The 18,801-nt window shown below is 72.0% G+C and carries 23 protein-coding genes; 9 read left to right on the top strand and 14 right to left on the bottom strand.

The genetic code is table 11. From position 1 onward, the window contains the following. Positions 1 to 3 precede the first annotated feature (3 nt). On the bottom strand, positions 4 to 870 hold the full coding sequence (gene fdhD / locus ACGFH8_RS07485; protein ID WP_393364924.1) for a formate dehydrogenase accessory sulfurtransferase FdhD: 867 nt from the start codon (positions 868 to 870) through the stop codon (positions 4 to 6). 216 nt (positions 871 to 1,086) lie between these two features. Between fdhD and ACGFH8_RS07480 the strand changes: the two genes are divergently transcribed. The 3 genes from ACGFH8_RS07480 to ACGFH8_RS07470 all read left to right on the top strand — a co-directional run bounded on the left by ACGFH8_RS07480 (position 1,087) and on the right by ACGFH8_RS07470 (position 3,137). After that, complete coding sequence (locus tag ACGFH8_RS07480; protein WP_393364921.1) at positions 1,087 to 1,686, top strand: molybdenum cofactor guanylyltransferase; 600 nt, start codon at positions 1,087 to 1,089, stop codon at positions 1,684 to 1,686. After that, on the top strand, positions 1,683 to 1,949 hold the full coding sequence (locus ACGFH8_RS07475) for a DUF6457 domain-containing protein (protein ID WP_393364918.1): 267 nt from the start codon (positions 1,683 to 1,685) through the stop codon (positions 1,947 to 1,949). Before ACGFH8_RS07480 ends, ACGFH8_RS07475 begins: the two co-directional genes overlap by 4 nt. 81 nt (positions 1,950 to 2,030) lie before the next feature. Continuing rightward, a complete protein-coding gene (locus tag ACGFH8_RS07470; RefSeq protein ID WP_393364915.1) occupies positions 2,031 to 3,137 on the top strand; it encodes a hypothetical protein in 1,107 nt (368 codons plus the stop codon). On the opposite strand, the gene ACGFH8_RS07465 is transcribed toward ACGFH8_RS07470, so the two are convergent. After that, the gene (locus tag ACGFH8_RS07465) at positions 3,134 to 4,090 is read right to left on the bottom strand and encodes a zinc-binding dehydrogenase (RefSeq protein WP_393364912.1); all 957 of its coding nucleotides are present in this window, start codon (positions 4,088 to 4,090) and stop codon (positions 3,134 to 3,136) included. The two genes, ACGFH8_RS07470 and ACGFH8_RS07465, sit on opposite strands and share 4 nt — an antisense overlap. 72 nt (positions 4,091 to 4,162) lie before the next feature. Beyond that, a complete protein-coding gene (locus tag ACGFH8_RS07460; protein WP_393364909.1) occupies positions 4,163 to 4,627 on the bottom strand; it encodes an Lrp/AsnC family transcriptional regulator in 465 nt (154 codons plus the stop codon). A gap of 59 nt (positions 4,628 to 4,686) precedes the next feature. On the opposite strand from ACGFH8_RS07460, the gene ddaH reads away from it, so the two are divergent. Further along, positions 4,687 to 5,520 carry a dimethylargininase gene (gene ddaH / locus ACGFH8_RS07455; RefSeq protein ID WP_393364906.1) on the top strand — a complete coding sequence of 278 codons (834 nt, stop codon included), beginning with the start codon at positions 4,687 to 4,689 and terminating at the stop codon, positions 5,518 to 5,520. 66 nt (positions 5,521 to 5,586) lie between these two features. On the opposite strand, the gene ACGFH8_RS07450 is transcribed toward ddaH, so the two are convergent. Next, a complete protein-coding gene (locus tag ACGFH8_RS07450) occupies positions 5,587 to 6,774 on the bottom strand; it encodes an ABC transporter substrate-binding protein (protein ID WP_393364903.1) in 1,188 nt (395 codons plus the stop codon). 80 nt (positions 6,775 to 6,854) lie between these two features. Continuing rightward, on the bottom strand, positions 6,855 to 7,652 hold the full coding sequence (locus tag ACGFH8_RS07445; protein ID WP_393364900.1) for an alpha/beta hydrolase family protein: 798 nt from the start codon (positions 7,650 to 7,652) through the stop codon (positions 6,855 to 6,857). Positions 7,653 to 7,735: 83 nt separating this feature from the next. Here ACGFH8_RS07445 and ACGFH8_RS07440 point away from each other — a divergent pair, with 83 nt between their 5' ends. Beyond that, the gene (locus ACGFH8_RS07440; RefSeq protein ID WP_393364897.1) at positions 7,736 to 8,338 is read left to right on the top strand and encodes a bacterial proteasome activator family protein; all 603 of its coding nucleotides are present in this window, start codon (positions 7,736 to 7,738) and stop codon (positions 8,336 to 8,338) included. Between the two features lie 5 nt (positions 8,339 to 8,343). Here the strand turns inward: ACGFH8_RS07440 and ACGFH8_RS07435 are convergent, their stop codons facing one another. From ACGFH8_RS07435 to ACGFH8_RS07425, 3 genes are all read right to left on the bottom strand, one after another. Further along, complete coding sequence (locus ACGFH8_RS07435) at positions 8,344 to 9,156, bottom strand: HAD family hydrolase (protein WP_393364894.1); 813 nt, start codon at positions 9,154 to 9,156, stop codon at positions 8,344 to 8,346. Further along, positions 9,156 to 9,977 carry an HAD family hydrolase gene (locus ACGFH8_RS07430; protein WP_393364891.1) on the bottom strand — a complete coding sequence of 274 codons (822 nt, stop codon included), beginning with the start codon at positions 9,975 to 9,977 and terminating at the stop codon, positions 9,156 to 9,158. The genes ACGFH8_RS07435 and ACGFH8_RS07430 overlap by 1 nt, the downstream gene beginning before the upstream one ends. A gap of 246 nt (positions 9,978 to 10,223) precedes the next feature. After that, positions 10,224 to 10,967, bottom strand: a complete 744-nt coding sequence (locus tag ACGFH8_RS07425) for a hypothetical protein (protein ID WP_393364889.1) — start codon at positions 10,965 to 10,967, stop codon at positions 10,224 to 10,226. 130 nt (positions 10,968 to 11,097) lie between these two features. On the opposite strand from ACGFH8_RS07425, the gene ACGFH8_RS07420 reads away from it, so the two are divergent. From ACGFH8_RS07420 to ACGFH8_RS07410, 3 genes are all read left to right on the top strand, one after another. Beyond that, a complete protein-coding gene (locus ACGFH8_RS07420; protein ID WP_110564777.1) occupies positions 11,098 to 11,529 on the top strand; it encodes an OsmC family protein in 432 nt (143 codons plus the stop codon). A gap of 146 nt (positions 11,530 to 11,675) precedes the next feature. Beyond that, complete coding sequence (locus ACGFH8_RS07415; RefSeq protein ID WP_393367003.1) at positions 11,676 to 12,023, top strand: metallopeptidase family protein; 348 nt, start codon at positions 11,676 to 11,678, stop codon at positions 12,021 to 12,023. A 104-nt stretch (positions 12,024 to 12,127) separates the two neighbouring features. Continuing rightward, a complete protein-coding gene (locus ACGFH8_RS07410; protein WP_357065944.1) occupies positions 12,128 to 12,850 on the top strand; it encodes an AIM24 family protein in 723 nt (240 codons plus the stop codon). A gap of 45 nt (positions 12,851 to 12,895) precedes the next feature. Here ACGFH8_RS07410 and pheA read toward each other — a convergent pair whose 3' ends face one another. From pheA to ACGFH8_RS07385, 5 genes are all read right to left on the bottom strand, one after another. Then, positions 12,896 to 13,852, bottom strand: coding sequence for a prephenate dehydratase (pheA, locus tag ACGFH8_RS07405; RefSeq protein ID WP_393364886.1), 957 nt, complete (start codon positions 13,850 to 13,852; stop codon positions 12,896 to 12,898). 10 nt (positions 13,853 to 13,862) lie between these two features. Next, the gene (locus ACGFH8_RS07400; RefSeq protein WP_393364883.1) at positions 13,863 to 14,489 is read right to left on the bottom strand and encodes a hypothetical protein; all 627 of its coding nucleotides are present in this window, start codon (positions 14,487 to 14,489) and stop codon (positions 13,863 to 13,865) included. Positions 14,490 to 14,574: 85 nt separating this feature from the next. Beyond that, positions 14,575 to 14,964 carry an ACT domain-containing protein gene (locus ACGFH8_RS07395; protein WP_393364881.1) on the bottom strand — a complete coding sequence of 130 codons (390 nt, stop codon included), beginning with the start codon at positions 14,962 to 14,964 and terminating at the stop codon, positions 14,575 to 14,577. A gap of 66 nt (positions 14,965 to 15,030) precedes the next feature. After that, entirely contained in the window at positions 15,031 to 15,489 is a 459-nt protein-coding gene (locus ACGFH8_RS07390; RefSeq protein WP_393364878.1) for a hypothetical protein, read from the bottom strand. 168 nt (positions 15,490 to 15,657) lie between these two features. Further along, positions 15,658 to 16,395 carry a hypothetical protein gene (locus ACGFH8_RS07385; protein WP_393364875.1) on the bottom strand — a complete coding sequence of 246 codons (738 nt, stop codon included), beginning with the start codon at positions 16,393 to 16,395 and terminating at the stop codon, positions 15,658 to 15,660. A gap of 163 nt (positions 16,396 to 16,558) precedes the next feature. Between ACGFH8_RS07385 and ACGFH8_RS07380 the strand changes: the two genes are divergently transcribed. Then, positions 16,559 to 17,764, top strand: a complete 1,206-nt coding sequence (locus ACGFH8_RS07380; RefSeq protein WP_393364872.1) for an arginine deiminase — start codon at positions 16,559 to 16,561, stop codon at positions 17,762 to 17,764. Between the two features lie 40 nt (positions 17,765 to 17,804). Here ACGFH8_RS07380 and ACGFH8_RS07375 read toward each other — a convergent pair whose 3' ends face one another. Then, the gene (locus ACGFH8_RS07375) at positions 17,805 to 18,692 is read right to left on the bottom strand and encodes a DUF5926 family protein (protein ID WP_393364869.1); all 888 of its coding nucleotides are present in this window, start codon (positions 18,690 to 18,692) and stop codon (positions 17,805 to 17,807) included. Positions 18,693 to 18,801: the final 109 nt, after the last annotated feature.

The following is an 18,801-nucleotide window of genomic DNA, read 5'->3' as shown; positions in this document are numbered from 1 at the left end:
GCGTCAGGCCGACTGTTCCAGTGTGATCCGGTGCGGCCCGGTGTAGACGTTCATGGTCCGGCCCCGCAGGAAACCGACGAGTGTCATCCCCGCCTCGTCCGCCAGCTCGGCGGCGAGCGTGCTCGGTGCGGACACCGCGGCCAGCAGCGGTAGCCCCGCCATCCACGCCTTCTGGGTCAGCTCGAAGCTGGCCCGGCCGGAGACCAGCAGCAGGTGCCCGGCCAGTGGCAGCCGACGTTCGCGCACCGCCCAGCCGATCACCTTGTCCACCGCGTTGTGCCGGCCCACGTCCTCCCGCAGCACCACCAGCTCTCCGCCGGGGGTGAAGAGGCCCGCCGCGTGCAGCCCACCGGTCCGGTCGAAGCCACGCTGGGCGGCGCGCAGTCGGTCGGGCAGGTCGGCGAGGAGCGCGGCGGGCACGCTGAGCGGATCGTCGGCGACCGGGAACAGGGACCGGGTGCGGACCGCGTCGATGCTGGCCTTGCCGCAGACGCCGCAGGAACTTGTCGTGTAGAAGTTGCGGGACGGGTCGGTCGTCGGTTCCGGCACGCCGGGGGCGAGCGTCACGTCCACCACGTTGTACGTGTTGGGTGTCTCCGCGCCAGCGCAGAGCTGCGCGGTCAACACGTCGTCGGTCGACCGGATCAGCCCCTCGGTCAGCAGGAACCCGATGGCCAGGTCGAGGTCGTCACCGGGGGTACGCATAGTGACGGCCAGGGGCTTTCGCCGGCCCGGGCCGGCCGCGCCGACCCGGATCTCCAGCGGTTCCTCCACCGCGAGCGTGTCCGGTCGACGGATGGACCCGCGCCCGACTGTCGCCGCGTCCAGGTCGATCCGAAGTACGCCCCGCCGATCAGTAGCCCGTCCCATCCCGCCATCCTCCACCCCACCCCAACCCCCGCGCGCTGATACCCGGCGCGCCGCATCCCTGCGCGTTGATCATGGAGTTGTCCGCGCGTGTCGTCGGCGTGTCGAACGACAACCTCATGATCACCGAGGCGAGGGGTCGGGGGCCGGGGGCCGGGGGCGGGGGCGGGTCGGGGGCGGGCCGGGGGCCGGGGGCGGGGGCACGGTTACGGTGGTCGGGTGGGGACGTACGCCGCTGTGGTGCTCGCGGGTGGGGCCGCTCGACGGATGGGCGGGGTGGACAAGCCCGCGCTTTCCGTTGGCGGGCGGCCGATGCGTGACCGGGTGCTGGCCGCTGTCGGCGACGCGAGGCCGCGCGTGCTTGTCGGTGCGGCCGACTCCGTGCCGGCGGGTGTGCGGGTCGTCCGGGAGGATCCGCCGGGCGGAGGCCCGGTCGCCGCCGCCGCTGCCGGCCTGGCGTTGTTGGAGACCGACATCGTCCTGGTCGCGTTGCTCGCCGCCGACCTGCCGCTGCTCACCCGCTCCGCGATCGGCGACCTGCTGGCCCACCTCGCCGGCGAAAACGCCGACGGGGCGTGCTTCGTCGACGGGGACGGGCGGCGACAGTCGCTCTGCGGTGTCTGGCGGGTCGCGGCGCTGCGGGCCGGGCTGGACCGCCTGACCGGCGAGCGGGGCGGCAGCCTGTCCGGAGCCCCGGTCCGGGCGCTGCTGGCCGGGCTCGTCGTGCGTGAGGTGCCCTGGTCCGGCGACGGCCCGCCGCCCTGGTTCGACTGCGACACTGACGAGGACGTACGCCGGGCGGAGGAGTGGGCGCGATGACGGTGATGGACGACTGGGTGACGGCCGCGTGCGCCGAGCTGGATCTGGACCCGACCGGGGTGCCCGTGCAGGCGGTGCTTGATGTGGCCCGCGACGTCGCCCACCAGGTGCTGCGGCCGGGCGCGCCGGTCACCGCGTACCTGCTGGGGCTGGCGGTCGGCCGGGGTGCCGACCCGGCGGACGCCGCGGCCCGGCTCAGCGCCCTGGCCGGTGCCTGGCCCGTCGAGCTGGGCGCGGACCCGGCGGACCCGACGGCCCCCTGACTGCCCCTGTCCGATCCCGGTCCGGGCTGACGAGGCCCGAGGGCGGCGTGGGTAGGGTGATCGGGACGGACGGAGGCGATCATGACGGCTGACCACCCCTCGGCGCCGCTCGGTGACCTGCCCGGCGCTACGACTGAGCCGGCGGAATCGATCCTGCTCGACGAACCCAGCACGACCGACCTGCGGGCGAAGGTGACCGAGGCCTGGCAGGAGTTCGCCCGCGCGCTCGCCGTGCGGCTGCGGGAGCTTCCCGTCGGCGCGCACCTGGAGGTGACCCTGGACCCGACCGCCTCCGGCACCGGGGACGCCGTCTACTCGGTGAGCGTGGATGTGCGCGACGGCGGCGGGCTGTCCGCGCGGGCGGTCGGAAACGCCACGCTGCCGGCGGGCTACCGGCTGGACCGCAGCGCGGTGGCGGACATGGTCGCGCTCGGCTGGTCGCCGCCCGGGGTGGTCGCCGGTTCCGTTGGCTTCTTCGGGCTGGACGGCGAGACGAGCGAGTCGACACGGGTCGCGGCGTTGCTCTCCCGGACGCTGCGGGACGTCTACGGCGCCCCGCACCCGGCGTTCCTCGTCTACCTGGTGCAGGACGCCGAGGGTGAGCCGCTGGCCGTGGACCCGTTGGGCACGGCGCGCAGCGAGTTCGGCCCGGACGCCGACGTCGAGGGCGACCTGGAGGAGGCGCTGGCCGAGGCGGCCTCCGCGCAGGCCGAGCGGGACGACGTGCTCGACCTGGCTGATCGGGTCCGGACCGTGGTCTCCACGATGCTGAAGTCGGACACCGACCGGTTGCAGGTCGACTCGGACGGCGACATCAACATCCGGGCCGGCTCGGCGATGGTCTTCGTACGGGTACGCGACAATCCGCCGCTTGTGGACGTGTTCTCCCCGGTGCTTACCGAGGTGGAGCCGACCGAGCGGCTCTACGTCAAGCTCTCCGAGTTGACCAACCGGATGCCGATCGGCCGCCTCTACTGCGCCGACGACACGGTCTGGGCGTCCATCCCGGTCTTCGGTCGCAACTTCCAGGCCACCCACCTGATGCTTGCGGTGCAGGTGATGACCGGTCTCGCCGACGAGTTGGACGACCGGCTGCACGGCGAGTTCGGCGGCAAGCGGTTCTTCGGCGAGGGCGACAAGCCGGTTCGGCGCGACGACTCGGAGCACCGCACCGGCATGTATCTCTAGGCGACGTCCAGCAGAGTCTTGCCGACCGTTGCGCGCGCCTCGATGGCGGCGTGCGCGTCGGCGGCGCGTTCCAGCGGGAATCGCTGGCCGATGAGCGGGCGTAGGCGGCCGGCCGCGCCGCCGGCCAGGGCCTGCCGGGTGTACGCCAGTAGTTGTGCGGGTGACGTGTCCGGCCGTACCAGGGTGACCTGCCGTGCCGTGGCGGCCTCCGCCGACACCGGGGACCACTCCCCGCTCGCCAGGCCGAAGCTGACCATGCGACCGCCCGGGTCCAGCAGGTCGAAGGCCGCTCGGGCCACCGCGCCGCCGACCCCGTCGAACACCACGTCGACGCCGCCCAGTGGGGCCCGAACGCGGTCGGCCCAGTCTGGCTGGAGGTAGTCGACGGCCAGGTCGGCACCCAGGCCGGGTAGCAGGTCCACCTTGCGCGGCCCACCGGCGACGCCGATCACCCGTGCACCGGCCTGGGCCGCGAGCCGCACCAACAGGCTGCCCACGCCGCCCGCGGCCGCTTCCACCAGCACCCGGTCACCGGGGCGGATGCCGACCGCCTCGACAAGCATGGTGGCGGTACGCCCGTCGGCCAGCAGTGCCACCGCCTCGTCCAGGGCCAGCTCGGCGGGCACCTCGATCGGCGCGGTGGCGTCGACCGCCGCGCGTTCGGCGTATCCGCCGGAGCCGCCGGTCGCGCTGACCACCCGCCGCCCGAGCAGTGCCGGGTCGACGTCCGGGCCGAGGGCGGCGATCACCCCGCCCACGCCGTTGCCGGGGATCAGGGGCGGAGTGACCTGGAACGGCCCGGGGCGGCCGGCGCGCTGCTGCGTCTCGACGAATGTGATGTTCGCGTGCGCGACGTCGATCAGCACCTGACCGGGGCCGGGTGTCGGGTCGGTCGCGGTGCCGGGCACCAGCACCTCGGGCCCGCCGAACTCACGTAACCAGACCGCACGCATCACGTCTCCCTCGGCTGCGGTGGGCGGCGTGCCCACGCTCCGACCACTTCATCTCCTCAACCAGGGTTGAGGTCAAGCGGTGCGGGAGGACGGGCCGACGCCGGGGGACTCGACCAGGCGGGACAGCACGATGGTGCTGCGGGTGGAGGTCACGAAGGACTCCGCCCGCAACCGTTCCAGCGCTGCCTCCAGGTGGGCGATGTCGGCGGCCCGCAGGTGCACGAGCGCGTCCGCCTCCCCGGAGACGGTGTACGCCCCGACCACCTCCGGGTGCCGCCGGGCGGCCACGCCGATCTGGGCGGGGGTGGTCCGGCCGGCGCAGAACAGCTCGACGAACGCCTCGGTGGTCCAGCCGACAGCGGCGGGATCAACGACGGCCGTGAATCCCCTGATCACGCCCGTGGCGCGCAGCCGGTCGACGCGACGCTTGACGGCCGGGGCGGAGAGTGACACCCGGGTGCCGATGTCGGCGTACGACGCACGGGCGTCGGCGACGAGCAACGCAATGATCCGCTGGTCTACCGCGTCTATCTGCAACGTTCCGCCTCTGGGAAGCAACGGTTGTGGCTGTTACCAAAGTTCCACGGTACCTACTGTTGGTGACCGTGAACCAGCAGCGAGTCTCGCGAAAGCGGACATATCTCATGTGCTCGCCCGAGCACTTCGCGGTCGAGTACGCGATCAACCCGTGGATGGACGTGGCCACCCCGGTGGACCGGGACCTGGCCGTCAAACAGTGGGACCGGCTGCGCGAGACGCTTGTCGGCCTCGGCCACGAGGTGCACGTGCTCACGCCCGAGCAGGGCCTGCCGGACATGGTCTACGCCGCCAACGGCGCCTTCGTCGTGGACGGCAGCGTGTACGGCGCCCGGTTCAAGCACGAGCAGCGGGCCGCCGAGGCCGCGGTCCACCACGCCTTCTACGAGTCACAGGGTTGGCGGTTCGTGTCGCCGAGCGAGACCAACGAGGGCGAGGGTGACTTCGCGTACGTGCCGGAGGCGCACGGCGGCCTCATCCTCGCCGGGCACGGCTTCCGCACCGAGCTTCCGGCGCACGCCGAGGCGCAGGAGGCGCTGGGCCGCCCGGTGGTGTCGCTGCGGCTGGTCGACCCCCGCTTCTACCACCTGGACGTGGCGCTGGCGGCCCTCGACGACTCGAACGTCATCTACTTCCCGGGCGCGTTCTCCGCGGCGAGCCAGCGGGTGCTCACCCACCTCTTCCCGGACGCGGTGATCGCCGACGACGCCGACGCGTTGGCCTTCGGGCTGAACCTGGTCAGCGACGGCGCGAACGTGGTGCTCAACAGCGAGGCCACCCGGCTGGCCGGCAAGCTCAAGGCCGCCGGTTACACCCCGGTCCCGGTCGAGCTGGCCGAGCTGAAGAAGGGCGGCGGCAGTGTGAAGTGCTGCATCGCCGAGCTGCGGCACTGATCCGCACGTGCGTCGGGGCCGGCCTCCCAGTGGGAGACCGGCCCCGAATCGTGCCGCGGGTGGGCGTCAGCCGAGCGTGGCCAGCTCGTTGATCAGCACGTTCGACATGACCTGACCGTCACGCTGCACCTCGCGCAGATACCACTTCTGCTGGGGCGTGCGTGGCTGGTTGAACTGCCAGATGCCGCGCGGGCTGTCGATCTGGCCGATCTTGCCGAGCGCCAGGTTGACCTGCTGTGGGCTGGGCGAGCCGCCGGTCAGCTGGATCGCCTGGTCGAGCACCTGCGCCGCGTCGTACGACGCCATCGCGTACGTGGTGGGCGTGACCTGGTACTTCTTGCGGTAGGCCGAGGCGAAGACCCGGTTCGACGTGTTGTTCAGGTCGGCCGAGTAGTTGAGCGCGGTCTGGATGCCCAGCGCGTTCTCCTTGAGGTTCTCCAGCACGTTGCCCTCGGTGAGGAAACCGGGCGCGTAGACCGGCCCGCTGAACTTCTCCCGCAACTGCTTGATGAACTCGACAGCGGCCGCGCCGGCGAAGAAGCAGAAGACCGCGGTGGGCTCCTTGGCCAACGCCCTGCTGATGTCGGAGGCGAAGGTGGTCTTGCCGGGGTTGGGGTTGGCGCTGGTGTAGGTGACCGGGTCGCTGATCCGCGGGTCGGTCGCGCCGAACTCCTGCCGGAAGCCACGCACCACGTCCGGGCTGCCGACGTTCTCCGGCATGATGATCGCGACGCGACCGTTGGACGGCAGTTGGTCGCGCAGGTAGCGGCCCAGCGCCCGACCGGCCTCGTCCAGCACGTACGACGTCCGCCAGATGTAGAAGACGCTCTGCAGGCTGCTCGGCGAGGCGTTGGAGCCGATCAGCGGGACCTTGGCCTGCTCGACGGTGTCCCGGATGCCGACCATCACCGCCGAGTTGACCACCCCGGTGAGCGCCAGCACGCCCTGCTTGAGCAGCCCGTCGACGGCGGCCTTGCCGGTCTTCGGGGTGTCGCCCTCGTCGGCGGTCAGCAGCTCCACCGGGTGGCCGCCCAGCCGCTTGTCGTGCAGGTCGAGGAAGAGCTGGAAGCCGTTGGTGATGTCGTCACCGATGCTCTTGAGACCGCCGGCCTTCGGCGTGATCAGCCCGATCTTGACCGGGCCGCGGTTGACGGTCGGCTGGGCGTCGGTGTCGGAGGCGCACCCCGCGACGAACCCGGTGGTACCGAGCGCGGCCAACAGTTGGAGCGCGCGCCTGCGATTCATCTGTGACACCGAGTTCCTTCCAAGGAGCGTTGCAGGGCTGAACACCGCCCCTCCGGCGTTCTACCTGGTCCGCGACGCTGCGTCAATGGCTAGTGATCAACGTGCAGGGACCGCAACGAGGCAAGGACCTGAGGCCACGCCGTGGACTCCGGATCGATGAGCCCGAAATGCTCGCATTCGGGCAGTTCAAGAAGGGAGATATCGGATCCTGCGGCGGTCGCTTCCGCGACGAACTCCCGGCTCATCTCCACCGGAACCTGCTGATCCTCCGAGCCGTGCAAAACTACCGTCCGTGTCCGCGTGGGTACCAACAATCGTGGATCCGCCACCGCGTACCGGTCGGGCACCTCGGCCGGGCCGCCACCGAGCAACGCGGCGACCGCACCCGAGTCCAGGTCCCGCCGGTACGCCTCACCCAGGTCGGCCACCGGGGCCAGGGCCAGCACCCCACCCACCGTCGCCGCGGCGGTCGCCGCCACGTAGAGCGCCAGGTGGCCGCCTGCGGAGTGCCCGACCAGGATCGGCGCGGCCCCGGTCACCCGGCCGGGCAGGGCCTCGGCGGCCAGCGCGGGCAGCTCGGTCACCCCGTTCAGCACGTCGGTGAACGTGCCCGGCCAACCACCTCCCGGCTGCCCGGTCCGCCGGTATTCGAGCTGGGCCACCGGGTAGCCACCGGCGGCGAGTGCGGCAGCCATCGGGTCGGTGTGCCGCCGGTCGTACTCGACCCGCCAGAAACCGCCGTGCAGGACGACGACGAGCGGCCGCGCCGGGCCAGCTCCCGCCGGGCACCGCAGGTCGGCCACCTGGTCCGGGTGGTCGCCGTACGCCAGGGTGAGGTCGGGCTCCGCTGCGGGCCGGGTCAACACGGCACGCGGGTCGGCAGGCATGGGGCGACGGTAGCGCGCCCGCGCGGGTGTATCGGGCCCGGTAGCCGGTCCCGGGTGCCACGGGTGCCGTCCGCTGGGTAAAGATGGACCCCATGACCGAAGCGCGCTCAGCTGGACACGACGACGAGCCGGGCACCGACGACTCCGGCCACCCCGGCACTGTTGTGGTGGTCGGTCCGGACGGCCGGCCGATCGGGACGATGCAGACCGACGAGGGCCAGGGTGAGGACCCGACCCGCCTGGTCGAACAGCCGGCCAAGGTGATGCGGATCGGCAGCATGATCAAGCAGTTGCTGGAGGAGGTGAAAGCCGCACCTCTCGACGACGCGAGCCGCAACCGGATGCGGGAGATCCACGAGCGGTCGATCGTCGAGCTCAAGGAGGGCCTCGCCCCCGAGCTGCGCGACGAGTTGGAGCGCATCTCGCTGCCCTTCGCCGAGGACAAGGCCCCCAGCGAGGGCGAGTTGCGGATCGCGCACGCCCAGCTCGTCGGTTGGCTGGAGGGCCTGTTCCACGGCATCCAGGCGGCCCTGGTGGCCCAGCAGATGGCCGCCCGGGTCCAACTGGAGCAGATGCGCGGCGGCCGGCAGGCGCTGCCCAGCGGCCCCGGCGGAATCGTCCCCGGGGTGTCGGGCATCGGCCAGCCGGGCGGCGGCGAGGGCCACAACACCGGCCAGTACCTGTAACCGGCTCAGTCCACCCCGAAAACCTTCTCCAGGTACGCCGCCACGCCGTCCTCGGTGTTCGCCGTCGTCACCTCGTCGGCGACCGCGAGGACGGCGCGGTGCGCGTTGGCCACCGCCACGCCCCGGCCGGCCCAACTCAACATCGGCACGTCGTTCGGCATGTCACCGAAGGCCAGCACGTCCGCGGCGCGTACCCCGAGCCGGTCGCAGTACCAGGCCAGCCCGGCCGCCTTGGTCACCCCGGCCGCGGAGATCTCCACCAGACCGGAGGACGACGAGTGCGTGGCCTCCGCCAGCCCCGCCACCGCCGCGGCGATCAACTCGACGAAGGTGTCCGGGTCCTGCTCGCCGGCCCGAGCGAGCAGCTTCACCGCCGGCACCGAGAGCAACTCCTCGGGCGTCTCGATCGGTCGGATGCCCACGGGGTCGACGTCCCACCGCAGCGGGTAGTGCGCCTCGTGCCGCATCTCCCGGCTGTCCAGGATCTCCACCGCGAAGCTGATGTCGGGCACCTCGGCCCGTAGCCTCCGGGCCACCTCGGCCAGGTGGTGCGGCGCGAGCGGATCGGCCCGCAGCACCTCGTCGGAGAACGGGTCGTAGACCACCGCGCCGTTGGCGCAGACGGCCGGCAACGGCTCGGCCAGTTGGTCGTACACCATCTTGAGCCAGCGGACCGGACGGCCGGTGACCAGGACGACCGGCGTGCCTCGCGCGGAGATCCGCGCGAGCACGTCGGCGGTACGTGCGCTGACTGTGTGGTCGTCGCGGATCAGCGTGCCGTCGATGTCGGTGGCGATCAGGCGAGGCGTCTCTCCCATCACCGGGACAGTAGCCGGTCCAGATACACCGCCACACCGTCGTCGTCGTTGCGCAGGGTCACCTCGTCGGCGGCGGCACGCAGGGCGGGGTGCGCGTTGGCCACCGCCACCCGGGACCAGCCGGCCCACTCGAACATCGGCAGGTCGTTGGGCATGTCACCGAAGACCAGGACATCGGCCGGGTCCACCCCGAGGCTCTGCGCCACCACCATCAGCCCGGTGGCCTTGTCCACGCCCGGCGGGCAGATCTCGATGAAGCCGAGCCCGGCCTGGGTGAGCGTGGCGACCTGCGGCGAGATGATCCGGCGGGCCACCGCGAGCAGTTCGTCCACGTGGTGGTCGGCGGTCCGGGCGAACGCCTTGATCACGTCGCAGGAGAGGCACTCCGCGCGGCTGCGTGCCTCGAACCGGTCCTGGTAGGGCCAGCTCTCGTGGTAGTCACCCCAGAGCGGGGCGTCGTGCTCGTCGGACGCCTCGACCATCACGGTCAGTGGGCCGACCTCGGCCTCCAGGTCGGCGAGCAGCCGGGCCAGCACCTCGGCGGGCAGCCGCTCGTCGCGGAGCACCACGGGGCCGGCCGGGTCGCTCTGGTCGACCACCCGGCCACCACCGGCCAGCACCAGGAAGTCGGCGGCCCGGATGTCGTTGCGGGTCAACTCGGTCAGCCGAGGGCCGCGACCGGTCGCGCCGACCACCGGAATTCCGGCGGCCCGCACCCGGTCGAGCACCCCATGGGTGTACGCGGAGACGGTGTCATCGCTGCGGACCAGCGTCCCGTCGAGGTCGGTGGCGATCAGCTTGGGCAGTCCCGGGCGGGTCATGGTTCCTCCTTCGCCCACCGCCGTCGCGCCTGCTGTCCCCTTCTGGTGAGGGGACCCTGGCGTCACGGCGGGCAGCAACCGTACCTCGCGGAACGGGTCGCATCCATGGCTTCCAGACGAATCGGACGCGAACAAACCCCCCTCCCGCGATCTTGCACTTTCCGTCGCCGTTATGCGTGGGATGCACCTGATGTCGGGACAGAAAGTGCAAGATCGGCGCAGCGAGCGGGTGCGCGGGTGCGCGGGTCAGGGCTGGGTGTCGGGGCGGGCGAAGGGGGCGGCGGGGGTGACCGTCAGGTCGGCTGGGGCGGGTGGGCCGTCGTCGAGTGGGTCGGGGTTGCGGAGGCGGCGGCGCCAGGGTCGCGATGTTGGCGCGTCGTCGGACGGGTCACCGTCCGGTGGCCCGGCGAACGCGCCCGGTGGTGCGGTGGGCGCCAGCCGCAGGGCAGCCGCGAACAGCACACAGGCGGCGAACGCCATCACCACGCCGCGGCCGTACTCGGCCCGGAAGCCGTCCTGGGGCGAGTAGAAGAAGTTGCGCTGACCGGGGTCGTCGAGGGTGGCCGTGGCGGCGACCAGCAGCGCCAGCAGGGCGCCGGCGAGGGTGAGACCGGCGAGCCGGGCGTTCGGTCGAACGGCTGCCGTGCCCCGCAGGGCCAGCGCCACGGTGCAGACGAGACCGAGGAGCCCGACCAGGTAGCCGACCCCGAAGCCACCGACCTCGGACACCCCGGCCGGCACCTCGATCGTGGCCTCACCCTCGGGCCCGCCGTTCGGCAGGCTCATCACCAGCCACTCGCCGACGAGCGAGGCGACACCTGCCACCGCGCCCAGTCCGGCGAGCAGCAGAGGCAGCCGAGGGTCCCCGGCGAGACCGGCCAGGGACCAGCCGAAACGGCGGCGTGGAGCCGGGTCGACAGCACCCCACTCGATCACGGCCGGCCCTTCGGACCGGTCGCCCTGTCGCGGGATCGGAAGCTCGTCGGACATCGGCCATCCTTCCGCCGGTCACGGACCTGGTCGCATCATGGCACAGCCAGGCCGTGGTGACAGGGATCGCACGGCAGGCGTCCGTGCCGGTCGGTCGCTCGACGGTCACCTTTCCGCTAGCGTTCTCCTCATGCCTATCCGTACCGCTTCAGCACAATGGCAGGGCAATCTCACCGAGGGTGCCGGCACGGTCCGCACCGGTAAGGGTGGCCTGTCGGGCAACTACTCCTTCAAGTCGCGCTTCGAGGAGGGCGAGGGCACCAACCCCGAGGAGCTGATCGCCGCCGCGCACGCGGGCTGCTTCTCGATGGCGTTCTCGAAGGCGCTCGCCGACGCCGGCTCGACGGCCACCTCGGTCGAGACCACCGCCAAGGTTCACCTGGACAAGACCGACGCCGGCATGACCGTGACCCGCATCGACCTGGAGACCGTCGGCCAGGTCCCGGGGATCGACGACGCGGAGTTCCAGAAGCTCGCCGAGGCCGCCAAGGCCAACTGCCCGATCTCCCGCCTGCTCTCGCCGGGCGCCGAGATCACCCTCAGCGCGCGCCTGGCGTCCTGAGCGGTCGACCCACAACCGCTCGTTCACGGACAGAGCAGCCGCCCACCCCTGGGCGGTCGCTCTCTCCGTGAGCCTGCGGGGCGGGCCAGCGGCACGTCACGAGGGGCCCGCCGGGTCCGGCATCGGGCAGAATGGGTGGCGTGCCGGTGGAGATGACCCGTGAGCGCTTCGAGGAGCTGGTTGCCGACGCCCTCGACGAGGTGCCCGAGGAACTGCTCGGCCTGATGAGCAACGTGGTCATCCTCGTCGAGGACGATCCGCCGCAGGGCGAGGCCGACCTGCTCGGCCTCTACGAAGGCCACGCCCTCACCAGTCGCGGCTGGGACTACTCCGGCGTGTTGCCGGACCGCATCTTCATCTACCGGCGCCCGATCCTGCGGATCTGCGACAACGACGACGATGTCGTCGACGAGGTCGCGGTGACGGTCGTGCACGAGATCGCCCACCACTTCGGCATCGACGACGAACGGCTGCACGCGTTGGGCTGGGGCTGAGCCCACCGGCGGCCGCGTGGTCGCCGCTCGGCCGATGGCCCGTGGTTGCTCCGGTCGCCTACCTTCGGTGCAGCGACCGCAACCCTGTCAGGAGGCACCCTTTCATGCGCAGTGAGCTGTTCTCCGCCGAAAATCTGGAGAAGGAGTCCGCGCAGCCCGGCATGCGGCTGCAGAACTCCAAGATGCTGAAGATCGAACTCAACGGTGAGGCGATGGCCCGGGTCGGGTCGATGGTCGCCTACCAGGGAAATGTGCAGTTTCAGGCGTTGGGCTCGGGCGGGCTCGGCAAGTTTCTCAAGCAGAAGCTCACCGGCGAGGGTGTCCCCCTGATGAAGGTCTCCGGTCACGGTGACGTCTTCCTCGCCGAACTCGCCAAGGACGTGCACATCATCGACCTGGAGCCGGGCGACGCCCTCTCCATCAACGGCTCCAGCGTGCTCGCCTTCGACTCGACCCTCCAGTACGACATCAGGATGGTCGGCGGCGCCGGGATGGCCTCGTCGTCCGGCCTGTTCAACTGTGTGTTCAGCGGCTACGGACGGATCGCCATCACCACCAAGGGCACCCCCGTCGTGCTCAACGTGGATGCCCCGACCTACGTCGACCCGCAGGCCGCGGTCTGCTGGTCGGCCAACCTGCAGACCGGCTACCACCGGGCCGAGCAGTTGGGCCTCGGCACGCTGCTGGGCCGACGCACCGGCGAGTCGTTCACGATGAGCTTCGCCGGCCAGGGCTTCGTGGTGGTGCAGCCGTCCGAGGAGCCGCCGGTCCTGGGCAGCGGCCAGCAGCAGCAGGAGGGCGGCCTGCTCGGCGGTCTGCTGAGCTGACGACCTCGGTGTGGGCGCCCCCGTGTGGAGGGGCGCCCGCACCGGTCAGGTCAGCTCGCCCGTGCGCAGTCGGGCCAGCCAGGCCGCCGCGTCGACGTAGTCGGCGTCGGAGAGGCCCGCCGGCGCGGGCACCGGCCGATCGGCCGCCGCCTCGGCCCACCGGTGCCGGGGGTACGAGCCCAGGAAGCGAACCTCCGCGCAGACCCGGCGCAGCCCCTGCAACGCCTCGCCCAGTCGTACGTCGGCCACGTGCCCGGTGCAGTCCAGGAAGAAGACGTACCGGCCCAGCGCCTCCCCGGTGGGGCGGGACTCGATCCGGGTCAGGTTGACGCCCCGGACGGCCAACTCCATCAGCACCGACAGCAGCGCGCCGACCCGGTCGTGCGCGATGTAGACCGCGAGCGAGGTGAGGTCGTCGCCGGTCGACGGCGGGGGTGGCCCGGGACGGGACACCAACACGAACCGGGTCACCGCGTCGGGGTGATCGGCGATCTTGTCGGCGAGTGTGGCGAGTCGGTGCCGGCCCGCCCCGATCGGCGCGCAGATCGCCGCGTCGTACGCGCCGGCACCCGCGCCCGCGGCGGCCGCGCCGTTGGAGAGCACGTCGACCACCACGGCGTCCGGCAGGTTGTCGCGCAGCCAGCCCCGGCACTGGGTGGAGGCCTGCGGATGGGCCGCCACGGTGCGGATCGAGGTCAGTGGAGTGCCGGGCCGAGCACCGAGCACGAAATCAACAGGCAGGATCACCTCTCGGGTGATCACCAACGGCTCGCCCTCGGCCATCTCGTCAAGGGTGACGCCCACCGCGCCGCCGATCGAGTTTTCCAGGGGCACCAGCGCCGCGTCGGCGTCGCCGGTCCGGACGTTGTCCAGCGCCTCCCCGACGCTGCGGGCAGGCGTACGGGTGCCGCGTTCGGCGGCGGGGAGGGAGCGCAGGGCCTGCTCGGCGAAGGTGCCCTCCGGCCCGAGGTAGACGAAGTGTGTCGGCGGTGTTCCCGGCATGGCGATCAGCCTACGCACCCGGCCGGACGGTCGGAACGGCGTCGCAGGCGAGGGCCCGGATCCCGGCCGGGCCGGTGGCGCGTACCTCGATGGTGCACACGTCGGTGCCGGCGGTGACCAGGGTCGGTGCGTCGGCCCGACCCCGGGTGACCACCTGGAGCTCCTCGTGGCCGGTCACCGTCAGGACGGTGTACTGCCACTCGGCGGCGCAGAGCGGCCCGGTGCGGACCTGGACCCGGACGTTTGCCGGCAGCACCCCGGCCCGGCCCCGCAGCAGTTGCACCACCCGTTGACCGGTCGGGCCGTTCCGGCAGGCCGTCGCGACCAGCCCGGCGTCCGGAGTGGGCGTGACCGTGCCGAGTGGTGGTGCGCTGGCCGGCGGGCGGGTGGGTGGGGTGCTCGGGGCGGATGCCGTCGGGGCTGCGGTGCGGGTCGGTGCGGCGGTGGGCTCCGACAACTCGGGCGGGGCGCCACAGCCGGCGAGCACCGCGACGGCGAGCACCGCGAGGGCTACCGGTCGGATCCGGACCGTGGGCCGCGCCGGGGCGTGATCGGACGCCCGGCCGCGAGGCGCCGGTCGGATGTGGGACGCCGCCCGTGGTGGGGGAGACGAGGGGTGGGGTGGGGTGAACGGCACGGGCCGATCCTCGGGACATCGGAGAATTCGTCGCGGCCGGGGTTGGCCGAGCCCATCGTAGGGTCAGCGGCCGACCGGGTGAAGGTCAGCCGGTGACGCGGTGCCCGGCGCGCTGTAGCGCGGCCGTGCCCTCGGTCAGCCGGACGGCCGGCACCAGCAGATAGTCGGTGTCGAAGGTGGAGAAGGTGAGCACGCTGACCCGTGCCTCGGCGAGCGGGTCGACGAGCGCGGCCAGGCTGCCGGTGCTTGCCAGCTCCACCGGCGCGGTGACCCGTAGACAGCGCCAGACGGTCTCCACCACGGCCTGCGCCGGCACCCGGTCTGCCGGGCAGATCACCGAGATCCCGTCGGAGGTCCAGCTCACCGTCACCACGTCGGTGCCGCCCAGCCCGCTCGACAACGCGTACGGCAGGGCGGTGCCGGCAGCCAGCCGACACACAGCGTATTCCCCTGGCAGCACGGCGATATCGAGCATGAGGGCACCTTACGGCCTCCTCGCGCAAGGCTGAGCCAGCAACGCCGTGCGCGGCTACGCGGCTGGTCAGACCTCGGAGAAGAAGGTGAGCGAGCCGGCCACGGCACCGTCGGTGAGCACCGGGGTGGAGATCGCGTCGACTGTCGCGTCGGAGCTGTCCGCGGAGGCGCCCTGCACCCGGAGTAATCCGCGGGCGAGGCGACCGGAGGTGAGCGCCAGCAGGGGCGGGATCTTGTCGATCTCGGCCTCGGTCAGCTCGCCCCGGTTGGCGGTGAAGTCGAGAAGACGCAGCCCGCCGTTGAGCAGCGGTCGCCCGATCAGGCCGTCCGGCTCGCCCAGGCAGAGCAGCTCGCAGCCGGCGGTGGAGATCGCCAACACCAGGGTGTCGGCGTCGATCAGCAGGCACGGCTCGTCGGCCCGGGAGACCGTCGAGGACCATTGGCCGACGTTGCCGGACTCCGGCTCTGTCAAGGCCCGCGCCGCCGGCACGAACGCTTCTGAGAGCGAAAGTTCGACGTGGGCCACCGCGCCTCCTATGTGCACCGATCGACTGTCCACGCTAGCGGGTCGCCGACGGAATCACCGAGCGCACCGGGTCACCGAACCGCGCAGCGTGAACCGGGGCGGTCGGTGACGGCGCGGAAACCGGTGAGGTCGAAGGGGGGCCGGAGCCGCGTGGCGTCGCCGGTGACGTTACCGGCGCCGAGCCGGCTTGTCAGCGGCCGTTCGGCCCTCGTCATACCACCGGTAGTCGGCTGGTGGACGGTACGTGCCGTTCAGCCAGGTGCCGGGATGCTGTGCGACCCGGGAAAGCTTTTCGGCAGTGGCCGGGCTGATCCGGCTGCCACCGGCCACGAGGAGCCGGTCCAGCTCTCGGTGGGTGGCCATCAGACAGTCCTTCGGGAGGCCGTAGACGCTGATCACGCCGGAGCCGACGAAGGTCAGCACCGGCGTCACCGGGACGGGCAGCCCCACCGCGTCGGAGAGGGCCTTGCTGGCCCGCTTGGCGTCCCGGCGGGACTCGGCCACGTACGGCGGACGCTTGCCGTTGATCTGCACGACGTCCCCGGCGACGAGCACCCTCGCCCGGCCGTGGTCGGCGATGGTCACGGCGAAGAGACCGCTCGGCCCGATGGCGAGGAACCCGGCGCGCTCGTCCTGACCGCGGTCGAGGACGTCCGTGACGTCCGTGCGCGGCCACTCGATGACGTGCCAGGCGGGGCCCAGGTGGTCGAGTTGACCCAGCGCCCGCGCCCCGGCCGCCTCCAGGCGGCGCGCACCCCGCTCGGCACGACGGCGGCGAGCCCATTCGAGCGGTGTCGGACGGGCCGGTTCGAGAACCCCCGGCGACTCGACGCGGGGGTGTGGCACCGACACGGGCGGCAGTGCCCGAGCGGACGGTACGGCTCGTCGTGCGGGAAAGACAGTCATCGCGACCTCCGGCAAAAGGTCCCTCGAAGTTATGTCCTCACTACCCTACGTTGCCACTACCGGTGTTCGGCAAGCCGGAACGCCGGAGTGACTACGGATGAATGCCATATTCATCCACAGTTCTTTTCTCGGATGCCGCCAAACCCTGCCCTACGCTGCGGGAGTGACCCACTACGTCGACAGTGAAGTCGGCCGGCTCGGCACCGTACTGCTGCACCGGCCCGGCCCCGAACTGGCCCGGCTCACCCCTCGCAACAACGACTCGCTCCTGTTCGACGCGATCCCCTGGGTCGGACGAGCCCAGGAGGAGCACGACGCGTTCGCCGCCGCCCTGCGCGACCGTGGAGTCGAGGTGCTGTACCTGGCCACTCTGCTGACCGAGACGCTTGCCGTGGCGGACGCCCGTGCCGAGCTCACCGAAGAGGTGCTGCGCTCCCGGCGGCTCGGCGACACCCTGCGGGCCCGCGTCGCCGACCACCTCTCCTACCTCGACCCGGCCGCCCTGGCCGACGTGCTCACCGCCGGGCTGGCCCACGAGGAGCTGCGGATCAGCTCGGAGCGGCCGGGCGGACTCGTCTACACGCTGATGGACCGACACGACTTCGTCATCGACCCGTTGCCCAACCTGCTGTTCACCCGCGACTCGTCGCTGTGGATCGGCGACCGGGTCGGTGTCACGAGCCTGGCCATGCCGGCCCGAAGCCGCGAGACCACCCTGACCGACGCCATCTACCGCCACCACCCACGCTTCGCCGGCACCGAGTTCGTCTACCGCCCCGACCTGGAGCACCTGGAGGGCGGGGACGTGCTGCTGCTCGCCCCCGGAGTGCTGGCGGTCGGGGTGGGTGAACGGACCACACCCGCCGGCGCGGAACGACTCGGCCGGCAGGTCTTCGCCGCCGGCCTGGCGCACACCATCCTGGTGGTGCCGATCGCCCAGAAGCGCGCCACCATGCACCTCGACACGGTCTGCACGATGGTCGACGTGGACGCCGTGCTGATGTATCCCAACATCGCGAGCACGCTGTCCGCGTACACGGTGATCGCCGGCGCGGACGGTGCGGACCCGCGGGTGGACGGGCCCGCGCCGTTCCTGCGGGCCGCCGCCGACGCGATGGACCTCGACCTGCTGCGGGTCATCGACACCGGGCTGGACCCGGTGACCGCGGAACGCGAGCAGTGGGACGACGGCAACAACACCCTCGCCCTGGCGCCCCGGCTGTGCGTCGGCTACGAGCGCAACACCGAGACCAACGCCCAACTGGAGCGCGCCGGCATCGAGGTGATCCCGATCGCCGGCTCCGAGTTGGGCTCCGGTCGTGGCGGGCCGCGCTGCATGTCGTGCCCGATCACCCGCGACCCGTTGTGAGAGTGGGCGCCCTCTCCTCAAGAGGGCGCCCACTCGCAGCTCAGCGCAGGGTGAGTTGCCGGCCGACCAGCCCCTGGCGGGAGCGCCGGCCGGCGGCGTCGAGCGGGTCGGTGGCGGCCAGCGCCTCGGCGTACCGCTTGGCGAACTGCGCCACCGGCTCCTCCCAGTCGGCGGCCGGAGTCGCCTCCGGCAGGTCCCAGACCGGCGCCAGGCGACCGTGCGCGCGGAACATGCCGGCGAACTTGGTCTGCTCGCCGAGCGTCAACGCGCCGGCCGCGCCGAGGCGGGCCAGCGCGTCCAGGGCGGCGTCCTCGTCGTCCGGCAGCACCCACCGCACGTGTGCCTTCTCCGGCACCCGACACCAGTACGCGGCCTTCGCCGCGGTCAGCCGCACCGTCGGGTAGATGGCCGCGTTCGCCCGCTCCAGCGACGCCTGGACGGTCGGATCGTCGGCGGCCCCGGGGTCGAGCCAGAACTCGAACCCCTCGTGCATGGTGATCTCCAGCGGGCCGTCCACGAGAACGTCCTGCAGGCGGGGCCCCGGGCCGGGCAGCGGCGGCACGGTCACCTCGCCACCCGGCTCGGTGCGCAGCGCGCTGAGCAGCGCCTCGGCCAGATCCCGCGAGACGTCGCCGGACTGCTGGTGGCGTTGGAGACCGATGAGCACCCGACCGTCCGGCTTGGTGATCGCCGGGGCGGCCATCGGCAGCACCGTGGCGAGCGTCGCCGGCCGGTCACCGAACTCCTCGACCAGGGCGGGTGCCAGCCGCAGCGGCGCGGAGGCGGCGGGCACCAACTCGCGCAGCGCGATCCATTCGGCCTCGTCGACCAGCCCGTCGAACGGACGCGGCACGAAGACGTCGCGAACCTTGTCGCGGCGGGGGGCGGTGTCGGTGGCGGTGCGCTGGCTCTTTCGACGCTTACTCACGGCGTCAAAGCCTAGAGCCCCAGCGAGCCCGCCGTGGCCCGGACCCACCCACCCCGTGACATCGCTTCTTGATCATGGAGTTGTTGTCACCGCCCACGGCGTGTCGTGG

The organism is Micromonospora sp. NPDC049175 (assembly GCF_043197345.1).
GTDB lineage: Bacteria > Actinomycetota > Actinomycetes > Mycobacteriales > Micromonosporaceae > Micromonospora.
This window is presented reverse-complemented; position numbering and strand designations above follow the sequence as displayed.

Coding starts and splice junctions, on each gene's coding strand:
- fdhD (WP_393364924.1), bottom strand. CDS start 870: ATGGGACGGGCTACTGATCGGCGGGGCGTACTTCGGATCGACCTGGAC.
- ACGFH8_RS07475 (WP_393364918.1), top strand. CDS start 1,683: ATGACGGTGATGGACGACTGGGTGACGGCCGCGTGCGCCGAGCTGGAT.
- ACGFH8_RS07470 (WP_393364915.1), top strand. CDS start 2,031: ATGACGGCTGACCACCCCTCGGCGCCGCTCGGTGACCTGCCCGGCGCT.
- ACGFH8_RS07465 (WP_393364912.1), bottom strand. CDS start 4,090: ATGCGTGCGGTCTGGTTACGTGAGTTCGGCGGGCCCGAGGTGCTGGTG.
- ACGFH8_RS07445 (WP_393364900.1), bottom strand. CDS start 7,652: ATGCCTGCCGACCCGCGTGCCGTGTTGACCCGGCCCGCAGCGGAGCCC.
- ACGFH8_RS07440 (WP_393364897.1), top strand. CDS start 7,736: ATGGACCCCATGACCGAAGCGCGCTCAGCTGGACACGACGACGAGCCG.
- ACGFH8_RS07435 (WP_393364894.1), bottom strand. CDS start 9,156: ATGGGAGAGACGCCTCGCCTGATCGCCACCGACATCGACGGCACGCTG.
- ACGFH8_RS07430 (WP_393364891.1), bottom strand. CDS start 9,977: ATGACCCGCCCGGGACTGCCCAAGCTGATCGCCACCGACCTCGACGGG.
- ACGFH8_RS07425 (WP_393364889.1), bottom strand. CDS start 10,967: ATGTCCGACGAGCTTCCGATCCCGCGACAGGGCGACCGGTCCGAAGGG.
- ACGFH8_RS07420 (WP_110564777.1), top strand. CDS start 11,098: ATGCCTATCCGTACCGCTTCAGCACAATGGCAGGGCAATCTCACCGAG.
- ACGFH8_RS07410 (WP_357065944.1), top strand. CDS start 12,128: ATGCGCAGTGAGCTGTTCTCCGCCGAAAATCTGGAGAAGGAGTCCGCG.
- pheA (WP_393364886.1), bottom strand. CDS start 13,852: ATGCCGGGAACACCGCCGACACACTTCGTCTACCTCGGGCCGGAGGGC.
- ACGFH8_RS07395 (WP_393364881.1), bottom strand. CDS start 14,964: ATGCTCGATATCGCCGTGCTGCCAGGGGAATACGCTGTGTGTCGGCTG.
- ACGFH8_RS07385 (WP_393364875.1), bottom strand. CDS start 16,395: ATGACTGTCTTTCCCGCACGACGAGCCGTACCGTCCGCTCGGGCACTG.